Below are 17,449 nucleotides of genomic sequence, written 5' to 3' on the forward strand. Positions count from 1 at the left end.
GCGATGCGAACGATGATTCTGTCGACCCTGGCACTAGCGCTGCTGGCTGGCTGCACGGTGGAACCCTGGGTCAAACCCTACGAACGGGCCAGGCTGGCCGACCCGATTATGCAGTTCAGCCGCAACCCGGTGGCCGACAATTATATGCAGCATGTCTATCAGGCGCGCGAGGCGGCACGCGGGGCCGAGGGCGGCCAGGGAGGTGGTTGTGGCTGTAATTGAGCGAATTCTGTTTGGCGCCACCCTGACGATGAGCCTGCCGCTGCTGGCGGCACAGCTGCCGGAGGAGCGAGCGGATGCTATGTACCACCGCTACGACGGTGGCGGAGTGACGGTCAGCGGGCCATCGATCCTGGCGCGCAAGCAATTTGGCGAGAGCGTTTCCGTCTCCGCCAACTACTATGTGGACGCCATCTCCAGCGCCTCCATCGATGTGGTGACCAGCGCCAGCCCCTACAGCGAGGAGCGCACCGAGACCAGCGCATCGATCGACTATCTGCACGGCAACTCGCTGATGAACCTCGGCTATACCAACAGCGAGGAGAGCGACTACAGCGCCGACACCTTCCACTTCAGCATCAGTCAGGAGATGTTCGGCGATCTCACCAACGTCACCCTCGGTTACAGCCGCGGCAACGACCAGGTACGGCGCAACGGCGACCCCGGCTTCAGCGAGGACATCACCCGCAACAGCTTCACCCTGGGGCTGAGTCAGGTGGTCTCGGCCAACACCCTGTTCGCCCTCACCTGGGAGACCATCGCCGACCAGGGCTATCTCAACAACCCCTACCGTTCGGTACGCTACCTCGACCCGGCCAACCCGCAGGGCTACAGCTACGAGCCCGAGATCTATCCCAACACCCGCACCAGCAACGCACTGGCAGCACGACTGCGCTACCATCTGTCCTACCGGGCGGCACTCTCCGGGGAGTACCGCTTCTTTACCGACACCTGGGGCATCAACGCCCACAACGCCGAGCTGGGCTATACCCAGCCAATCCAGGACCGTTGGACCTTCGACCTCAGCTATCGCTACTACACTCAGAGCGCGGCGGATTTCTACAGCGACCTATTTCCGCTCGCCCAAGCGCAGAACTACATGGCACGGGACAAGGAGCTGAGCAGCTTCAGCAGCCACTCGGTGGGACTGGGAGTGAGTTACAAACTGCTTCGCGACGACTGGAAGCTGGTCGACAGCGCCACTCTCAACCTCTCCTACAATTTCCTCTTCTTCGACTATCAAGACTTCCGTGACCTCAGCCAACCGGGGCCGGTGGGCGAAGAGCCGCTCTACGACTTCTCCGCCAATGTGCTGCGGCTCTACCTCTCGATCTGGTATTGAGATGACAAATCAGCACAGGAACGCTGCCGGCTGCGCTTTCTAACACAATCCCGGGAAGGAGCTCACTCCTCCCCGAATCCCATCAGAAACTCGATGCGCTGGGTCATGCGGGCGATCTGTGGCCAGTCGTGGGAGACGATATCCTGGGAGTGGGCCAGATTGTTGCGCAACGACTCCAGATCTCTGAGGGCCTTTTTTGCCACCCGCCTCGAATCGAAGCCCATCCAGGCCAGCTGCACCTCATCCTTGATCAGGATCTGTGCCTTGTCCGAGAACTGCAGGCAGTCGATCAGACGAGAGATCTGGCCGCGCCGCTGCCGCTCCTGCTGCATCTGTCTGGCCTTGTCGAGACGGCCATCATTGAGCTGTGACTGCCACGACTCATCCGGGTAGCTCTCCTCGATGCGCTTCACCAGGTTGATCTCAATGATAGTGATCATGCCGAACAGCCACATGCGCACGATCGGTTTCTGGATATGCTCACGGATGATGATGCCCGAGGTACCGCCGATGATATTTACGAAACAGGAGGCGTGGCGGGTCAGCACATAGATCACGTCCGAGAGTGGCGCATCACCCCGCATCAGCTGTCCCCGCGAAAAACTGCGGCGGTAGTCACCGCAGTAACCACGCTGCAGGTCATCCCGCAGGATATACCCCTCTACCACCCCATCTTCGCGCAGGCCAGCGACCGACCATCCCTTCGAAAGCATGATCTCGTGGGCCTTGATCGCCGAGGTATCGCTGTCGAAAGAACCGAGCGGCTCGGCAATGTCACTGGCGCTGAAAGACTCGGTGAAGAGGCGAAGCGCCCGCCACTGGTCAAAACTAGCATTCTGAGTATGACGCGCAAACATCTCAGACTCATGGCGAGACTCCTCCTTCTCGGCGCCAAGCTGTTCCCGGCAACGGTTCCATGCCTTGTGGGCGCGTTTCAACAGGGTCTCATTACCCTCCTGCAGAACTCGCAGCAGCGCCTCCATCTCAGCCAGATAGACCCGTGCAAAACGCGGGTCATGCCGACAGATATCGCGGCAGTTGTCGATCAGGTCGGCCAGCTTGACTGTCTTCGCCGACGCCGAGGCACGCGCGATATGCTCCCGATCTAGAGCCTTGCGCAACGCCCGGTTGCCGTCACCGGGGCGGCTCACATCGGTCAGCTCATCCACCAGTTGCGCCACCCCGGCACCAAACTCACGTTCGATATCGCGATGCGTGGCGGGTGTATCCTCCACCGTATCGTGCAACCAGGCGGCCGCGATCATCTGCGGATCATCGCTGACCTCTTCCACCAATTCAGCAACCCGTTTCAGGTGCTCATCGTAGGGCTGGTTGGAATATTTGCGGCGTTGATCGATGCGCGCATGGGCCTGAGTGGCATAGGCTCTGGCCTTTTCGACAAAGTCATTCATTAGGGAGCCTCTGATCAAGTCATGAACTCGTATCTTGTGCCCAGAATATCCAGCTTCTGCGTGGCAAATCTCGGCAACGGCTCCATGCGTTGCCCTACCTCCTGCATCCATGCAGTCGTTCGCAAGAGCCAGTTATCCCCGACAGAGATGTAGGGGAGGAGCGTGAGCAGGGAGCGGTAGCTTTACGGGCGATTTGCGCCTTGAATCTGAATATTCTGAATCACAATCCACTTCATCCAGACGTAATCAGAGGCTCCTTAGTCAAACATAACCGGGCACTTCCACATAGCTGGCGATCACCCTATCCAGCAGCTCCGGCTCCACCGGTTTGTTGAGAAAATCATCCATGCCCACCTCGCTGCATTGCTGCATTGCTGCAGCACATCTTCCGGAGCATTGGCGGTCAGCGCCAGAATCGGCAGATGCTCGGTCTCTGGCTCCAGCTGCCGATAACGACGCGTCAATTCAAAACCGTCCATGCGCGGCATGCGCAGATCGACAAACGCCAGATGAAACTGCTCAGCCTGCAACAGCTCAAGCGCCTCCTGGCCGTCCCGAGCGATACAGACCCTGTGTCCTTTTTGCTGCAACAGGGTAAAGAGCACCTTGGCAGCGATGGCATTGTCCTCCGCCAGCAGGATCCGGATGCCACTCTCAGCCGCCCTCGCTCCAGCGAACGGCAGTGCCGCTGCCTGCTGCTGACGATCGGCATTGCCCCGCAACAACTCAAGCGCCACTTTGGCTAACTGGCCGGAGAGAAACGGCTTGAGCATGCTCTGTGAGATGCGCGGCGGCAACTCGAGCAGGCGTCCACGATAGCCGACGTGGACGATCGGCACACTATCACCGCAGAGTCGGTCGATCGCTTCGATGCTGCCCGGCAGGTCGATGCCTTCCAGCGAATCCGCCAACAGGATCAGGTCCCAATCCTGCTCTGCAAGCTCGCTGATCTCAGCCACGCTTGCCACCCCCCGCCCCCGCATCCCCAGCTCCTGTACCGCTGCCAGGTGGGCCTGCCGCGCGGCTGGTTGGCCTCAATCAGCAGCAGCTTGCGCCCTGCCAGCAGCGGTGATGCCACCCCCATGCGGCCGCTCTGCGGAGGCAGCAGCGGCAACCTGACGGAGAAGCAGCTGCCTTGGCCCGGCTCACTGCTGACATCGATATGCCCCCCCATCAGACGACTCAGATCCCTGACGATGGTGGTTCCAAGACCGGTGCCACCAAACCGGCGGCTACTGGAGGGGTCAGCCTGCCAGAACATCCCGAATACCTGCTGCAGCTGCTGCTGATCCATGCCGATACCGCTGTCCTGCACCTCAATCAGTATATGAGGCTGCGCCACCCGTTCATCCCCCAGCCTGCGTCGCAGCCGCAAGATCACCTCACCGCGATCAGTAAATTTGATCGCGTTGCCGAGCAGATTGAAGAGGATCTGTGACAGTCGCAGCCCATCCCCCTGCAGCTCCCGTGGAATCGCTGGATCGACCTCGCAGACCAGCTCGATCTGTTTCTCCTGGGCCACCACCGAAATGGTTGAGAGCACGTCTCCCACCAACTCGCGTAGATCGATGGGCGCCGCCTCCAGCTCCAGCTTGTTGGCGTCGATCTTGGAAAAATCGAGGATATCGCCAATCAACGCCCGCAGCAGCTGCGCCGAGGCATTAATCGAATGCAGATACTCCTTCTGCTCACTGTTCAGCGGAGTCGACTCCATCAGCCGCGCCATACCAATCACACCGATCAGTGGTGTACGCAGTTCGTGGGTCATGGCAGCCAGGAAATTGCCCCGCGCCCGGTTAGCCTGTTCCGCCTCTTGTCGCGCCTGATGCAGCTTGCGCAGCAGCGAATACTGGTAGAGCGGCAGCAGCACCAACAGCAGCAGAAAGAAGAAGGCCTCAAAGGTGTACTGTCGCCACTCGCCCAATGCAATCAGCACCACCACATAGGCCAGAGTGCTGAGCAACGAGGCGGCCTTCAGCAGCGCTTTGCCGTAGCGAGTACCGTAGGAGACAAAGATCCAGATATAGAGCAGATAGAAGGGGCTGATCGCCTCTTGGGTGAGAAAGATCGCTAGACTGGCCGCGCTGATGTCGGTCAGCAGGGCCAGGTAACGGCGACGATGCGACACCGGATGGTAGTAGACACTGACCAGCAGCAGCAAAAAGACAAACAGAAAACTGCCGAACAGCACCCCATACTGCAGCAGATCCACCTCATAATAACCGGTGGTAGCACCAAGTCCGATATAGCCGGCGCTGAATATCCAGATAATCAGGCGCACCCAGGCGGATTGATACTCCGAGTGCTTGAATAACTCTTTGGCAAATACGGCTGGCGACATCGACTCAAGATCCCTGTTGTTTTGCAGCTGGTCGTCGAGGCCCAACGAAAACTAGCATATATTGGCCTGACTGTCCGGACTCCCTGAAGTCTACATCAGGACCACTTCATCTATCCCAATAACTCATTGTATTATCGCCAAGAGCACAAAGGGCACGAAGGTGATAACAGATTGTTTCTAATGTGGATTTCTTAATCTCTTTTCTTCGCACCCTTTGTGTTCCTTGCGGTTAAAATTGGCCTGAATTCAATTGCATTCGTAATTGACTAACACAGCCTTGATGTCAGCATCTGGAAGCGGCCGCAATAGGAAGAAAAGAGACAGAATTTCGCTTCGGGCAGCTGTCGATTGCGAATTCTGCAACAATCACTATCATTCTGGTGCAATCGACACTGAACCGAGCCTCGCCTCCGATCCGCTAGATTCCGGACCGCCAGGCCCCACTTGGAGTCTCAGCGATGTATGTAAAAAAACCTTTCGAACACAGCCCACAAGACAACGCAGCGGCAGATGACAGACGCGCTATCAAACGCCGTCATCTGATCTACTATCTGCGGGTCTGGGACAGTGACAGCAACGCTCTGCTGGGCCATGTGGTTGATATCACCACTGAAGGGATGATGCTGGTGGGCGAGCATTCGATCCCCGACGGCCGCAGCTTCGATCTCGAGATCCGCCTGCCCGACAGGAGTGGCAGCGGCCAACTCAAGAGCATCCATTTCAAGGCCGTAACTCGCTGGAGCCACAATGACGTCAACCGCTCCTTCTACGACACCGGCTTCTACTTTGAGGAGCCGCCGGGGGAATCTATCGAGCGGGTGCGCGCACTGATCGCTGAATACGCCTTCCACGACTGATCTGCAACTGCTGGTGCAGCCTGAACTGAGCCTCGATGAGCGGGTCGAACTGACCCGCGTTATCTTCCGCATCCTCAAACGTTGGCAGATTCCAGAAGCGCTGATGGGACCTCTGCTTGGCCTCGGTGAGAAGCTGCAGCGACGCCAGCTCAACCGCTACCGACTTGGCAACCCGCTGCCACAGGAGGCGGAGATTCAACAGCGCCTGCTGTTGCTGATCCAGATCGATCAGGCGCTCTCCAGCCTGTTTCCACACAGCGCACTCTCAGCCAACCTCTGGGTCACCACCCCGCAACAGCGCTGCGGTAACATCACCCCGCTGGAAGAGATGATCGCCGGTGGCATGCCCGCGATCTGGACAGTGATGCTACGTCTGGACAACCGCCTCGACTGGTAACTCCGCCCCACATCCCTCGGGCTGAGCACGCTCGGCAAGTGCGGCTAGTTTAGAATGTGTTAATATTCTGCGGTTTTTTTGGGTGCGCCGCTCAACCACAGCCAGAGGATTGCCCACCCATGCCACTTGCCCCAGCCTTAAAAAAGAATCTGATCGCCGCCGTGGTCTTTTTGGTCGTTGGTCTGTTGCTAGCCAATCTGGTACCCACCATCGAGATCGCATGGGTCAGCGCGATCCTGCTGTTGACTATCTACCTGTTTGCCTTCGAGGTGGTGGGGGTCGACGTAGCGGCAATAACCGTGATGGTGCTGCTGGGATTGACCAGCCTGTTAGCGCCGCTGATGGGACTGCAGCAGGGGCTAGTGCCGACCACCGATCTGTTCAACGGCTTCTCTTCCAACACGGTAATCTCGATCATCGCGGTGATGATCATCGGCGCCGGCCTCGACAAGACTGGCATCATGAGCCAGGTCGCCGCCTTTATCCTGCGTATCGGCGGCTCAACCGAAGGACGCATCATTCCGCTGCTCTCCAGCACCGTCGGCTTCATCTCCTCGTTCATGCAGAACGTCGGCGCCGCCGCTCTGTTTCTGCCGGTGGTGAGCCGCATCTCCGCCCGCACCGGCCTGCCCCTGTCACGCCTGCTAATGCCAATGGGCTTCTGCGCGACCCTCGGCGGCACCATCACCATGGTCGGCTCCAGCCCGCTGATCCTGCTCAACGACCTGATCCATACCTCCAACCAACCGCTGCAGGCTAGCCAGCAGATGGAGACCTTCCCACTGTTTGCCGTCACTCCGATCGGCCTCGCCCTGGTCATCACCGGTATCGTTTACTTCATCCTGGCGGGTAAGTTTGTGCTGCCAGCCAACAAAGCCGAACACACTGAGGGCCACGACGCTGCCAGTTACTTCAGCGAGACCTACGGCCTGCAGGCCACCGAGGTGTATGAGATGGTAGTGCCGGCAGAAAGTCCACTGGTGGGGGTCAGTGTCGACGAGTTGGAGCAGCGCTGGAAGGTGCGCATCATCGCTGTAGAGAAAGGCGACGGCCTGCGTCTTGGCGCTGACGGCGTCGATCGCGGTCTCGGTATCGAGGCGGGCACTGTACTCGGCCTGCTTGGCGCGGAAGAATACTTCATAGTCTTTTCCGAGGAGAGCGGTATCAATCGGCGCAACGACCTGGAGACCTTCGCCGACTCCCTCGCCGCCGCCAAAGCGGGTATCGCCGAGGTGGTCATCCCGCCCAGCTCCAACCTGGTCGGCAAGACCGCCCGCGATGTCTGGATGCGCAAGACATTCGGCCTCAGCCTGCTGGCGATCCACCGCGGTGAGGAGATCATCTCCTGTCGCACCGGCGGCGTACGCCAGACCCCATTCCGTCCTGGCGACACCCTGGTGGTGCATACCGCCTGGGCCGATCTTGCTCATCTGGAGCAGGATCGCAACTTTGTGGTAGTAACCACCGAATACCCCCACGAGGAGCTGCGCCCGCACAAGGTACCGTTTGCCCTGACCTTCTTCTTCATCACCCTGGCGATGGTGCTGTTCACCGATCTGCGCCTCTCGGTGGCGCTGCTGACCGGCGCTGTGGGGATGATCCTGACCCAGGTGTTGAGTATCGACGAGGCCTATGAGGCGGTGAGCTGGAAGACCGTATTCCTGCTCACCTCGCTGATCCCGCTGGGGATGGCGGTGGAAAGCAGCGGCACTGCCGCCTGGATCGCAGACCAGACCCTGGCAGTACTGGGCGATATGCCGACCTGGGTGATCCAGGCCGCGATCGCGGTGCTCGCCACCTTCTTTACCCTGGTGATGTCCAACGTCGGCGCCACCGTGCTGCTGGTGCCACTGGCGGTCAACATCGCTATCGGCGCCGGTGCCAACCCCGCGGTATTTGCCTTGACCGTGGCGATCGCTACCTCAAACTCCTTCCTCATCCCGACCCATCAGGTCAACGCCTTGATTATGGGTCCGGGTGGCTACCGGGTGCCCGATTTCATGAAGGCCGGCGGCATCATGACGGTGCTGTTTCTGGTAGTCTCGCTGGTGATGCTGAACCTGGTGTTCTGAACCGACCGCCCCTCCATCCGGAGGGGCGATCTCACCACAGACCGCGGATGGCGGCGATGCCCTGAGCGCCATGCTCACGGGCAGTGGAGAGCTGTTCCATCCCCATGCCACCAAGGGCGTAGACCGGGATATTCACCTGCTCCAGCAGGGTCCGGAACTGCGCCCAGCCGAGCGGCCTCGCCTCGGGATGAGTGGCAGTGGGCAGCACCGGCGAGAGCAGCGCATAGTCGAGGCCCAGTCGCTCAGCCTGCTTCAGCTCCTGCAGATCGTGACAGGAGGCGCCCAGCAGTCCAGCCGCTTGCGGCCGCGCTGTCAATTCAAACAGCTGATGACGGTTCAGGTGGACACCATCGGCAACGCCGAACCAATCGAGGCTGCGCTGCGGCCGGTTGATCAGCAGCCGCGCACCATGTGCCTGGGATAGCGCCAACGCCTCCCCGAGAAGGCTCCGGTATGCCACATCCGACAAGCCATGGGCGCGCAGTTGGAGCAGGCGACAACCTCGTTTCAGAGCACTCTCAAGACGCGCACAAAACGCCTCCGGGTTAGCGGGATTCTCGCCGGTAATCAGATAACGCGAGGGGAGCTGCAGTGCGCTGATGATGGGGCGGTCGGCGGCGGGAAATAGCGCCGGCTCCATCGCCTCGGGCAGCACCCAGTTGAGAGGCTGCCCCTCCATGCCCCGCGGCTCCCCTTGATAGCTGAAGACCCGATAGACATCGAGCAGCACTGAGCACTCTGCATAGTTGTGAGTAACGCGGATCAGCGGTTCGAAGCGGCTGATCCGGATGCCCAGCTCCTCATACAGCTCGCGCCGCAGGGCCGCCTCCACCGACTCGCCGGGTTCCAGCTTGCCGCCGGGGAACTCCCACAGACCGCCCTGATGCAGATGCTCGTGGCGTTTGCTGATCAGGACGCGGCCATCACTATCGATAATCGCGGCTGCGGCAACGTGGATTAAGGTCAATTTTGCATGCTTAATTTTGAATTATGAATTCAACACTCACAATTCATAATCCCGTCAGGTACGGTATTCGGCGTTGATTTTGACATAGTCGTAGGAGAGGTCGCAGGTGAGTACGCGGCTCTCCACCGCGCCTCGGCCCAGGCGCACCGCGATGGTGATCTCCTGCTGGTCCATGACTCGTTGTCCCGCCTCTTCCGTGTAGTCGCTGGCACGCTCGCCATCACGGACGATGCAGACGTCATCAAGCCAGATCTCGATCCGTTCGATATCCAGATCCTGCAGACCGGCACGGCCCACCGCAGCCAGAATGCGCCCCCAGTTGGGGTCACTGGCGAACAGCGCGGTCTTCACCAACGGCGAGTGGGCGATAGTGTAGGCGACCTGCCGTGCCTCCGCCTCGTCTGCCGCGTCGCTGACTAGGATCTCGACCAGCTTGGTGGCGCCCTCGGCGTCCCGCACCAGCTCCCTGGCAAGTTCCATGCAGACCTCGCTCACTACCTCGCACAGACTGTTGAACGCTGGGGAGTCGGCATCGGTTACCCCTGCGTGAGGCGAGACGCCACTGGCCAGCAGCATGCAGGCATCGTTGGTGGAGGTGTCGCCATCTACACTGATGCTGTTGAAGGAGGGGTGCACGGCCGGCTCGAGGCACTGCTGCAGCAGAGCCGGCTGCACCGCCAGATCGGTCGCCAGATAGGCGAGCATGGTGGCCATATCAGGGCGGATCATACCGGCCCCCTTGGCGATGCCGGTGACAGTGATGGTCTCACCGTCGAGCTGGAACTGACGACTGATCAGCTTGGGACGGGTGTCGGTGGTCATGATCGCCCGCGAGGCCCGCTGCCAACCATTCTCATCCAGATCGGCCAGGGCCTTGGGGATCGCTGCTTCGAAACAGGCCATCGGCAGGTTTTCACCGATCACGCCAGTGGAGAACGGCAGCGTCTGGCTCGCCTCACAGCCGGTCGCCTGCGCCACCAGCGCACAGCTACGCAGGGCATCGGTCATGCCTTGCACACCGGTCCCGGCATTAGCGTTCCCGGAGTTGACCAGCAGATAGCGCGGTGCGCCCGCCTGCAGATGGCGTTTGGCTAGCTGCACCGGGGCGGCGCAGAAGGCGTTGCGGGTGAAGACCCCGGCACAGCTGCCGCCTTCTGCCAGTTCGATCAGCAGCAGGTCATCCCGCTCCGCATATTTAATGCCGGCGGCGGCGACACCGAGACGCACGCCGGGTACTGGAAAAGCCGCCTGGCCGTTCAACTGATCTGACCGTGACAGTGCTTGTATTTTTTACCCGAACCACAGGGACAGGGTTCGTTGCGCCCCACCTTGCGGCCTTCACGCACGAACGGCTGGTGCTCTTCGGCCGCCGCCTCCGAATCTTTGGCGGGGGCCGCCTCCGCTTCGTCGGGGAGCCCATGAAACTCTTCGTGCTTGAATTCAAACTCGTCAGTCTGCTGCTCCTGCAGCATCATCTCTTCCGGCATCTGCACCTGCATCTTCGACAGGATGCCGATCACCTCGCGATTGATCTCATCCAGCATGCGGGAGAACATCTCGAATGCCTCACGCTTGTACTCTTGCTTGGGATTTTTCTGCGCATAGCCGCGCAGATGGATGCCTTGGCGCAGGTAGTCCATCGACGCCAAGTGCTCTTTCCAAAAAGAGTCGAGGGTCTGCAGCATGATGCCCTTTTCGAAGTTACGCATGTTGGCCTCACCCACCAGTTGCTCTTTCTCCTGGTAGGCCTGTTCAAGGGTCTCGAGGATGCGCTGGTGCAAGGTCTCCTCATGCAGGTCATGATCCTCATCGAGCCAGGCTTGGATCGGCCATTCGCCGCCAAACTCTTCCGCCAACGCCTCGCTCAGACCCGGCACATCCCACTGCTCCTCAATGCTCTCGGGAGGCACATAAGCGTGGAAGATATCGTCAACCACGCTGGCACGCAGGGCATTGATGTTATCCGAGACGTCGTCAGTCTCCATCAGTTCGGCGCGCCACTTGTAGACCACCTTGCGCTGGTCGTTGGCCACATCGTCATACTCGAGCAGCTGTTTGCGGATGTCGAAATTGCGCCCTTCCACCTTACGCTGAGCGTTTTCGATCGCCTTGGAGACCCAGGGGTGTTCGATCGCCTCGCCCTTCTCCATGCCCAATTTCTTCATCATGCTGCCGACCTTGTCGGAGGCGAAGATGCGCATCAGGCTGTCGTCCAGGGAGAGGTAGAAACGGCTCGAGCCGGCATCACCCTGGCGACCTGAACGGCCACGCAGCTGGTTGTCGATGCGCCGCGACTCGTGACGCTCAGTACCGACCACATGCAGGCCGCCAGCCTCCAGCACCTGCTGGTGGCGCTGTCGCCAGGCCTCGGTATATTTCTCCACTTCCGCGGGGTTCGCCGGATTCCCCAGTTCAGTCAGTTCCACCTCCAGGTTGCCGCCGAGCACAATGTCAGTACCGCGACCAGCCATATTGGTAGCGATGGTAACTGCACCGGGACGCCCCGCTTGGGCGACGATAGCCGCCTCCTGCTCATGGTGTTTGGCATTGAGCACCTTATGCTCCACCCCCGCCTCGTTCAGCAGCGCGGAGACCAGCTCCGAGGTTTCAATGGAGGCGGTACCGACCAGCACCGGCTGACCGCGTTGAACACAATCCTGCACGTCTTCCAAGATTGCCTGATACTTCTCCTCCTGGGTGAGATAGACCAGATCCCCCATGTCGTTGCGAGCCATCGGCTCGTTGGTGGGGATCACCACCACTTCCAGGCCATAGATCTGCTGAAACTCGAAGGCCTCAGTGTCGGCGGTGCCGGTCATGCCTGCGAGCTTCTCGTAGAGGCGGAAATAGTTCTGGAAGGTGATCGAGGCGAGGGTCTGGTTTTCGTTCTGGATCTCCACACCTTCCTTTGCCTCTACCGCCTGGTGCAGGCCGTCGGACCAGCGCCTGCCCTCCATGGTGCGACCGGTGAACTCATCGACGATCACCACCTGGCCATTCTTGACAATGTATTCAACGTTGCGCTGGAACAGCACATGCGCCCGCAGCGCCGCCATCACATGGTGCATCAGGATGATGTTGTTGGAGTCGTAAAGGCTCGCCCCCTCCTCCAGCAGGCCGGCCTCAGTCAGCATCTCCTCAACATGCTGATGGCCCTCCTCGCTGAGGAAGGTCTGGCGCGCCTTCTCATCTACCGAGTAGTCGCCGGGACCGAAGTCGGGCTGGCCCTCCTCGTCGGTAATCGGCTCCTGCCGGACCAAGCGAGGGATGATCTCATTGATCGACTTGTAGAGTTCCGAGGTATCGTCGGTAGGACCAGAAATGATCAGCGGGGTACGCGCCTCGTCGATCAGAATCGAGTCGACCTCGTCGACAATCGCAAAGTAGGGCTTGCGCTGCACCCGCTGATCGGCAGAGAAGGCCATATTATCGCGCAGATAGTCGAAGCCATATTCATTGTTGGTGCCGTAGGTGACGTCAGCGGCGTAGGCCTCGCGACGCGTCACCGGGCGCAGATGCAGATAGCCGCCAGCTGAGCCGTCATAATCGGGATCGAACAGGAAGGAGGCACTGTCGGGTCCCATCCCGCCAGAGGAGTTAATGACGCCGACGCTCAGCCCCATGAAGTGGTAGAGCTTGCCCATCCAACTGGCATCGCGGCGCGCCAGGTAGTCGTTCACGGTGACCACGTGCACACCCTTGCCAGGCAGCGCGTTGAGATAGACCGCTAGGGTCGCCACCAGGGTCTTGCCCTCGCCGGTGCGCATCTCGGCGATCTTGCCCTGGTGCAACACCATGCCGCCGATCATCTGCACGTCGAAGTGGCGCATCTGCATCGCGCGGCGCCCGCCCTCACGCACTGCGGCAAAGGTCTCTAGCAGCAGCGCGTCAAGGCTCTCACCCGCCTCCAAACGCTGGCGGAACTCGGCCGTCTTACCCCTCAGCTGATCGTCGGAGAGAACCTCGAACTCCGGCTCTTTTGCACTGATCTGAGCGACCGATTTGGACATGCGTTTAATCAGGCGATCGTTGCGACTGCCGAAGATCTTCTTGAAGATTTTACTGACCATCTGTTAAGGGACCCGTTAGAAAAACGAAATCAGACGATCATACCCTAACAGCAGGGTTTGCTGAAGGCGGAGGCATGCGGGAAGAGCAATAAGAGTGTTATATCCTAGACGCGGATCAGGCCTTGTCCTGCTCCCGCTTCTTACGAATATAGCGGGTTGGATCCACCACCTTGCCATGGCGCAAAACCTCAAAGTGAACATGTGGTCCGGTCGAGCGGCCACTGGATCCCATCTTGCCGATGGCTTGGCCCTGCTTCACACGGTCACCCACGGCCACCAGGATCTCCTCATTGTGGCCATAGCGAGTGACATAACCTTTGCCGTGGTTGATCTCAACCAACAAGCCATAGCCATGATGTTGTTCTGCTTTGGTCACTACGCCAGCAGCGACCGCAATCACATTTGAACCCTTTTTGCCGGCGAAATCCATTCCCTTGTGCATGGCCCGCTTGCCGGTAAAGGGGTCGTTGCGCATCCCATAGTAGGAGGAGATCCAGCCCTTGCTGATCGGACGTCCGGTCGGATGCAGCGCCTGCTCAAGATTCGAGTTCAGGATCAGGTCCTCGAGCAGCACCAACTGCTGCTGACGACTTTCGATCTTTGATTCGAGCTGTGCCAGCTCCTGCAACAGCCCGGGGATTGCCTGCTGGGCAGTCTCATTTTCACCGCCCTGGGGGCCGCCCATCGCCGGTTTGGCGGTAAAATCAAACTCACCGCGGTCAAGCTTGCCGACCTCGACCAGCCGCTGCCCCAATGCATCCAGCCGCAACAGCTGCGCCTGCAGACGCCCCACCCGCAACGCCAGAGCATCCACCTGCTCACCGGTTTTGGCGCGGGCATCCTGAAGCATGCGCCGTTCGGCATCAAAGGTCGCTTTGAGGGAACGCACCAACTGATGCTCGGGAAACTCCGCGTCAGCCAGGCCCAGCTGATAGCCGACGGAGAGCATCGCCCCACCAAAAACGATCAGCGTTCCAAGCCCCACGACAAAACTGAACAGTCGGAATTTGCGCCCCAGAGGCGCCCCCAGTCCCCTTACAAAGACAATCTTCATAGCTCGATCTATCCCGCTTAGATGCAATTCAACCCATGTAGCGTCCAGCTGACCCGCAGATTGAGAATTTTACCACCTAAGTTATCCTGAAGTTATATGGTGGTTTTGATGGATTAATTCTCCTATGATCTTGGCATGCAACGCAAGATCAGAGTAGTAGAAGAAATTATCGGAACACGCAGCGCTTTTGCAACCCTGTCAAAGCAGCTCGAAATCCAGAAGTCGCTGCTCCGACGTGTATCCAGCTATCTGCCACCGCCCCTCGATCAGCACTGCCTCGGCGCCATCCCCGGGAAAGGCACTCTGACCCTCCTGACAGACTCTCCGGTCTGGAGCAGCCGTCTACGGTTTCTCACTGACGCACTTCTACGCAGACTCCGCAACGATGGAGTCGCGTTCGGGCGCATCATCGTGAAGGTGGTCAGCACTCAGAGTCCGGACGCTGTGGCACAGCACCCACCTCGCCGAGCCAGGCTTTCACACATGAGTGCGGAGTTACTTCGCGATACCGCGGAGCACACCAGCGATGAGAAGCTGAAGCAGGCGCTACTGCGCCTCAGCAGCCACGCAGACTAGCCTGACGGCGGCCAGATCGCACCGTCAGGAAACAGGAACCGGTTTCATGTAGGAGATCGGCGCATTGTCGGTCGCTTTGAAGGTCACTTCTTCCCAGGCATCACGCCGTTTCAGCAGCGTACGCAGCAGCTCATTGTTGAGCGCATGCCCCGACTTATAGCCGTTGAAGGCGCCAATCAGACTGTGACCAAGGAGATAGAGATCGCCGATCGCATCGAGAATCTTGTGTTTGACAAACTCATCCTCGTAGCGCAATCCATCCTCGTTGAGCACCCGATAATCATCGACCACAATCGCGTTATCCATGCTGCCGCCGAGAGCCAATTCTCGCTGGCGCAACATCTCAATGTCGCGAAGGAAGCCAAAAGTACGGGCCCTGCTGACCTCTTTTACGAACGAGGTCGAAGAGAAATCGAGGCTGGCATACTGAGTACGTTCATGGAATGCCGGATGATCAAAGTCAATGGCGAAGCTGACCTTGAAACCATCGAACGGCTCGAAGCTGGCGCGTTTATCGCCCTCTTCCACCACCACCCTGCGCTTGATCCGGATAAACCGCTTAGCCGCGTTCTGGTCTTCCACACCAGCTGACTGCAGCAGGAACACAAAAGGGCCTGCACTGCCGTCCATAATCGGGACCTCAGGAGCGCTGACATCCACATAGGCATTGTCAATACCAAGACCGGCAAAGGCTGAAAGCAGATGTTCCACGGTCGAGATTCGCACATCATTCTGCACCAGTGTGGTGGAGAGGCGGGTATCGCCAACATTCTCCGGGCAGGCGCGAATCTCCACCGCCGGATCGAGGTCAACCCGACGAAACACTATACCCGTATTAGGGGCCGCCGGCCGCAAGGTCAGATAGATCTTGTTACCGGTATGCAGGCCAACACCTGTAGCGCGGATGACGTTTTTGAGCGTACGTTGCCGAATCATTTCCTATCCGTCCCCCCAATTTAAAGCGGGGCCCCTGTGTATGAAGGCGGCAATACTAGCACATGTAAAAAAAACCGACAAAACCCTTTGCCGACAAAGCCTTCCTCCAATTCTATCGAAAAACAGCTGCCTGCAGCCAATTGCGCACTAGACAGCCCCTTTGCCTCCATAACCACCTCCGCTACCGATCAGGCCCGGCAGATCTCAGTCCGCCTGTTTGCGCAGAAAGGCCGGCACATCAAGGTAGGAGAAATCGTCCGGAGGGGTAGCAGGCTCCACTCCCCCTTTCGCCTGTGTTTTATGGCGCACGATCGCCGGCTTATCCAAGGCGGCATAGTCTCTCTCGTGATCACCGAGCCCCACATCCGCATCAACCAGGGTCACCGGCGGCGCTGCCTTCGGCTCCTGGCGTTTACTGGGAAGCTCTGCGATCTGTGCGATCTCACCCAGGCCAGTCGCCACCACAGTCACCCGCATTTCATCCTGCATCTCCGGGTCAATCACGGTACCGACCACAACCGTTGCATCATCATCCGCAAACTCACGCACGGTACTGCCCACCTCATCGAACTCACCGATGGCAAGATTTAGACCGGCGGTGATATTGACCAGAATGCCCTTCGCTCCCGAGAGGTTGATATCCTCCAGCAGCGGGCTGCGAATAGCACGCTCAGCCGCCTCACGGGCGCGGTTTTCACCGGTCGCCTCACCCGAGCCCATCATCGCCGATCCCATCTCCGACATCACTGTCTTAACGTCGGCGAAGTCGACGTTGATCAGGCCGGGACGGGTGATCAGCTCGGCAATACCCTGCACCGCATTCAGCAACACATCGTTGGCTGCCTTGAAGGCATTCAGCAGACTCATGTCCTTGCCGAGCACCGCTAGCAGCTTTTCGTTGGGGATGGTGATCAACGAGTCGACGCACTTGGCCAACTCCTCAATTCCCGCCTCAGCCACCTTCATGCGACGACCGCCCTCAAAAGCGAAGGGCTTGGTGACCACCGCCACCGTCAGCACCCCCATCTCCTTGGCGATCTCCGCCACCACCGGCGCCGCCCCGGTACCAGTACCACCGCCCATCCCAGCGGTGATGAAGATCATATCGGCCCCCTCCAGTACCTCAACGATACGGTCCCGATCATCCTGTGCCGCCTGCCGGCCAATCTCGGGATTCGCTCCTGCACCCAGTCCTTTGGTGATATCTGAACCGAGCTGCAGCAGCGTACGCACCTCGCTGCTGCGCAGCGCCTGCGCATCGGTATTGGCGCAGATGAAATCCACGCCCTCGATCTCACCACTCACCATATGATTGACCGCGTTGCCGCCGCCGCCACCCACGCCGATAACCTTGATTACCGCGTTTGTACTATGTGTATCCAAGAGCTCAAACATTGCCTACCTCCTAGGTTCCTACCTCAGCCG

15 protein-coding genes are annotated in these 17,449 nt (G+C 59.4%); 6 read left to right on the top strand and 9 right to left on the bottom strand.

Annotation, left to right across the window (positions count from 1 at the left end; all coding sequences use genetic code 11):
* Positions 1-3: 3 nt before the first annotated feature.
* Entirely contained in the window at positions 4-222 is a 219-nt protein-coding gene (locus Ga0074115_RS05695) for a DUF4266 domain-containing protein (protein ID WP_057954986.1), read from the top strand.
* Complete coding sequence (locus Ga0074115_RS05700; protein WP_057954987.1) at positions 209-1,342, top strand: DUF3570 domain-containing protein; 1,134 nt, start codon at positions 209-211, stop codon at positions 1,340-1,342. Before Ga0074115_RS05695 ends, Ga0074115_RS05700 begins: the two co-directional genes overlap by 14 nt.
* A 62-nt stretch (positions 1,343-1,404) precedes the next feature.
* On the opposite strand, the gene Ga0074115_RS05705 is transcribed toward Ga0074115_RS05700, so the two are convergent.
* The 3 genes from Ga0074115_RS05705 to Ga0074115_RS05715 form a co-directional block, all read right to left on the bottom strand.
* A complete protein-coding gene (locus Ga0074115_RS05705) occupies positions 1,405-2,754 on the bottom strand; it encodes an HD domain-containing protein (RefSeq protein WP_057954988.1) in 1,350 nt (449 codons plus the stop codon).
* Between the two features lie 296 nt (positions 2,755-3,050).
* Positions 3,051-3,713 carry a response regulator gene (locus tag Ga0074115_RS05710; RefSeq protein ID WP_060528310.1) on the bottom strand — a complete coding sequence of 221 codons (663 nt, stop codon included), beginning with the start codon at positions 3,711-3,713 and terminating at the stop codon, positions 3,051-3,053.
* Positions 3,671-5,095 (bottom strand): ATP-binding protein, encoded by a 1,425-nt coding sequence (locus Ga0074115_RS05715; protein ID WP_157292673.1) that lies wholly within the window; start codon positions 5,093-5,095, stop codon positions 3,671-3,673. Before Ga0074115_RS05715 ends, Ga0074115_RS05710 begins: the two co-directional genes overlap by 43 nt.
* A 458-nt stretch (positions 5,096-5,553) precedes the next feature.
* On the opposite strand from Ga0074115_RS05715, the gene Ga0074115_RS05720 reads away from it, so the two are divergent.
* The 3 genes from Ga0074115_RS05720 (at position 5,554) to Ga0074115_RS05730 (ending at position 8,421) form a co-directional block, all read left to right on the top strand.
* Entirely contained in the window at positions 5,554-5,952 is a 399-nt protein-coding gene (locus Ga0074115_RS05720; RefSeq protein ID WP_057954991.1) for a PilZ domain-containing protein, read from the top strand.
* A 13-nt stretch (positions 5,953-5,965) separates the two neighbouring features.
* Positions 5,966-6,349, top strand: coding sequence for a hypothetical protein (locus tag Ga0074115_RS05725; protein ID WP_057954992.1), 384 nt, complete (start codon positions 5,966-5,968; stop codon positions 6,347-6,349).
* 119 nt (positions 6,350-6,468) lie between these two features.
* Positions 6,469-8,421 carry an SLC13 family permease gene (locus Ga0074115_RS05730; RefSeq protein WP_057954993.1) on the top strand — a complete coding sequence of 651 codons (1,953 nt, stop codon included), beginning with the start codon at positions 6,469-6,471 and terminating at the stop codon, positions 8,419-8,421.
* 31 nt (positions 8,422-8,452) lie between these two features.
* Here Ga0074115_RS05730 and Ga0074115_RS05735 read toward each other — a convergent pair whose 3' ends face one another.
* The 4 genes from Ga0074115_RS05735 to Ga0074115_RS05750 form a co-directional block, all read right to left on the bottom strand.
* Complete coding sequence (locus Ga0074115_RS05735) at positions 8,453-9,388, bottom strand: Nudix family hydrolase (RefSeq protein ID WP_057954994.1); 936 nt, start codon at positions 9,386-9,388, stop codon at positions 8,453-8,455.
* A gap of 54 nt (positions 9,389-9,442) precedes the next feature.
* Positions 9,443-10,648, bottom strand: coding sequence for a bifunctional glutamate N-acetyltransferase/amino-acid acetyltransferase ArgJ (argJ, locus tag Ga0074115_RS05740; RefSeq protein ID WP_057954995.1), 1,206 nt, complete (start codon positions 10,646-10,648; stop codon positions 9,443-9,445).
* A complete protein-coding gene (secA, locus tag Ga0074115_RS05745) occupies positions 10,645-13,458 on the bottom strand; it encodes a preprotein translocase subunit SecA (RefSeq protein WP_057954996.1) in 2,814 nt (937 codons plus the stop codon). The genes argJ and secA overlap by 4 nt, the downstream gene beginning before the upstream one ends.
* Before the next feature lie 115 nt (positions 13,459-13,573).
* Positions 13,574-14,512, bottom strand: a complete 939-nt coding sequence (locus Ga0074115_RS05750; RefSeq protein ID WP_232432925.1) for a M23 family metallopeptidase — start codon at positions 14,510-14,512, stop codon at positions 13,574-13,576.
* A gap of 135 nt (positions 14,513-14,647) precedes the next feature.
* Between Ga0074115_RS05750 and Ga0074115_RS05755 the strand changes: the two genes are divergently transcribed.
* Positions 14,648-15,088, top strand: coding sequence for a DciA family protein (locus tag Ga0074115_RS05755; RefSeq protein ID WP_057954998.1), 441 nt, complete (start codon positions 14,648-14,650; stop codon positions 15,086-15,088).
* A 24-nt stretch (positions 15,089-15,112) separates the two neighbouring features.
* Here the strand turns inward: Ga0074115_RS05755 and lpxC are convergent, their stop codons facing one another.
* Positions 15,113-16,024 carry a UDP-3-O-acyl-N-acetylglucosamine deacetylase gene (gene lpxC / locus Ga0074115_RS05760; RefSeq protein ID WP_060528311.1) on the bottom strand — a complete coding sequence of 304 codons (912 nt, stop codon included), beginning with the start codon at positions 16,022-16,024 and terminating at the stop codon, positions 15,113-15,115.
* Positions 16,025-16,228: 204 nt separating this feature from the next.
* Positions 16,229-17,419, bottom strand: coding sequence for a cell division protein FtsZ (gene ftsZ, locus Ga0074115_RS05765; RefSeq protein WP_060528312.1), 1,191 nt, complete (start codon positions 17,417-17,419; stop codon positions 16,229-16,231).
* Positions 17,420-17,449: the final 30 nt, after the last annotated feature.

The sequence above is a fragment of the endosymbiont of Ridgeia piscesae genome (genome assembly GCF_001443665.1).
Taxonomy (GTDB): domain Bacteria; phylum Pseudomonadota; class Gammaproteobacteria; order Chromatiales; family Chromatiaceae; genus Endoriftia; species Endoriftia persephonae.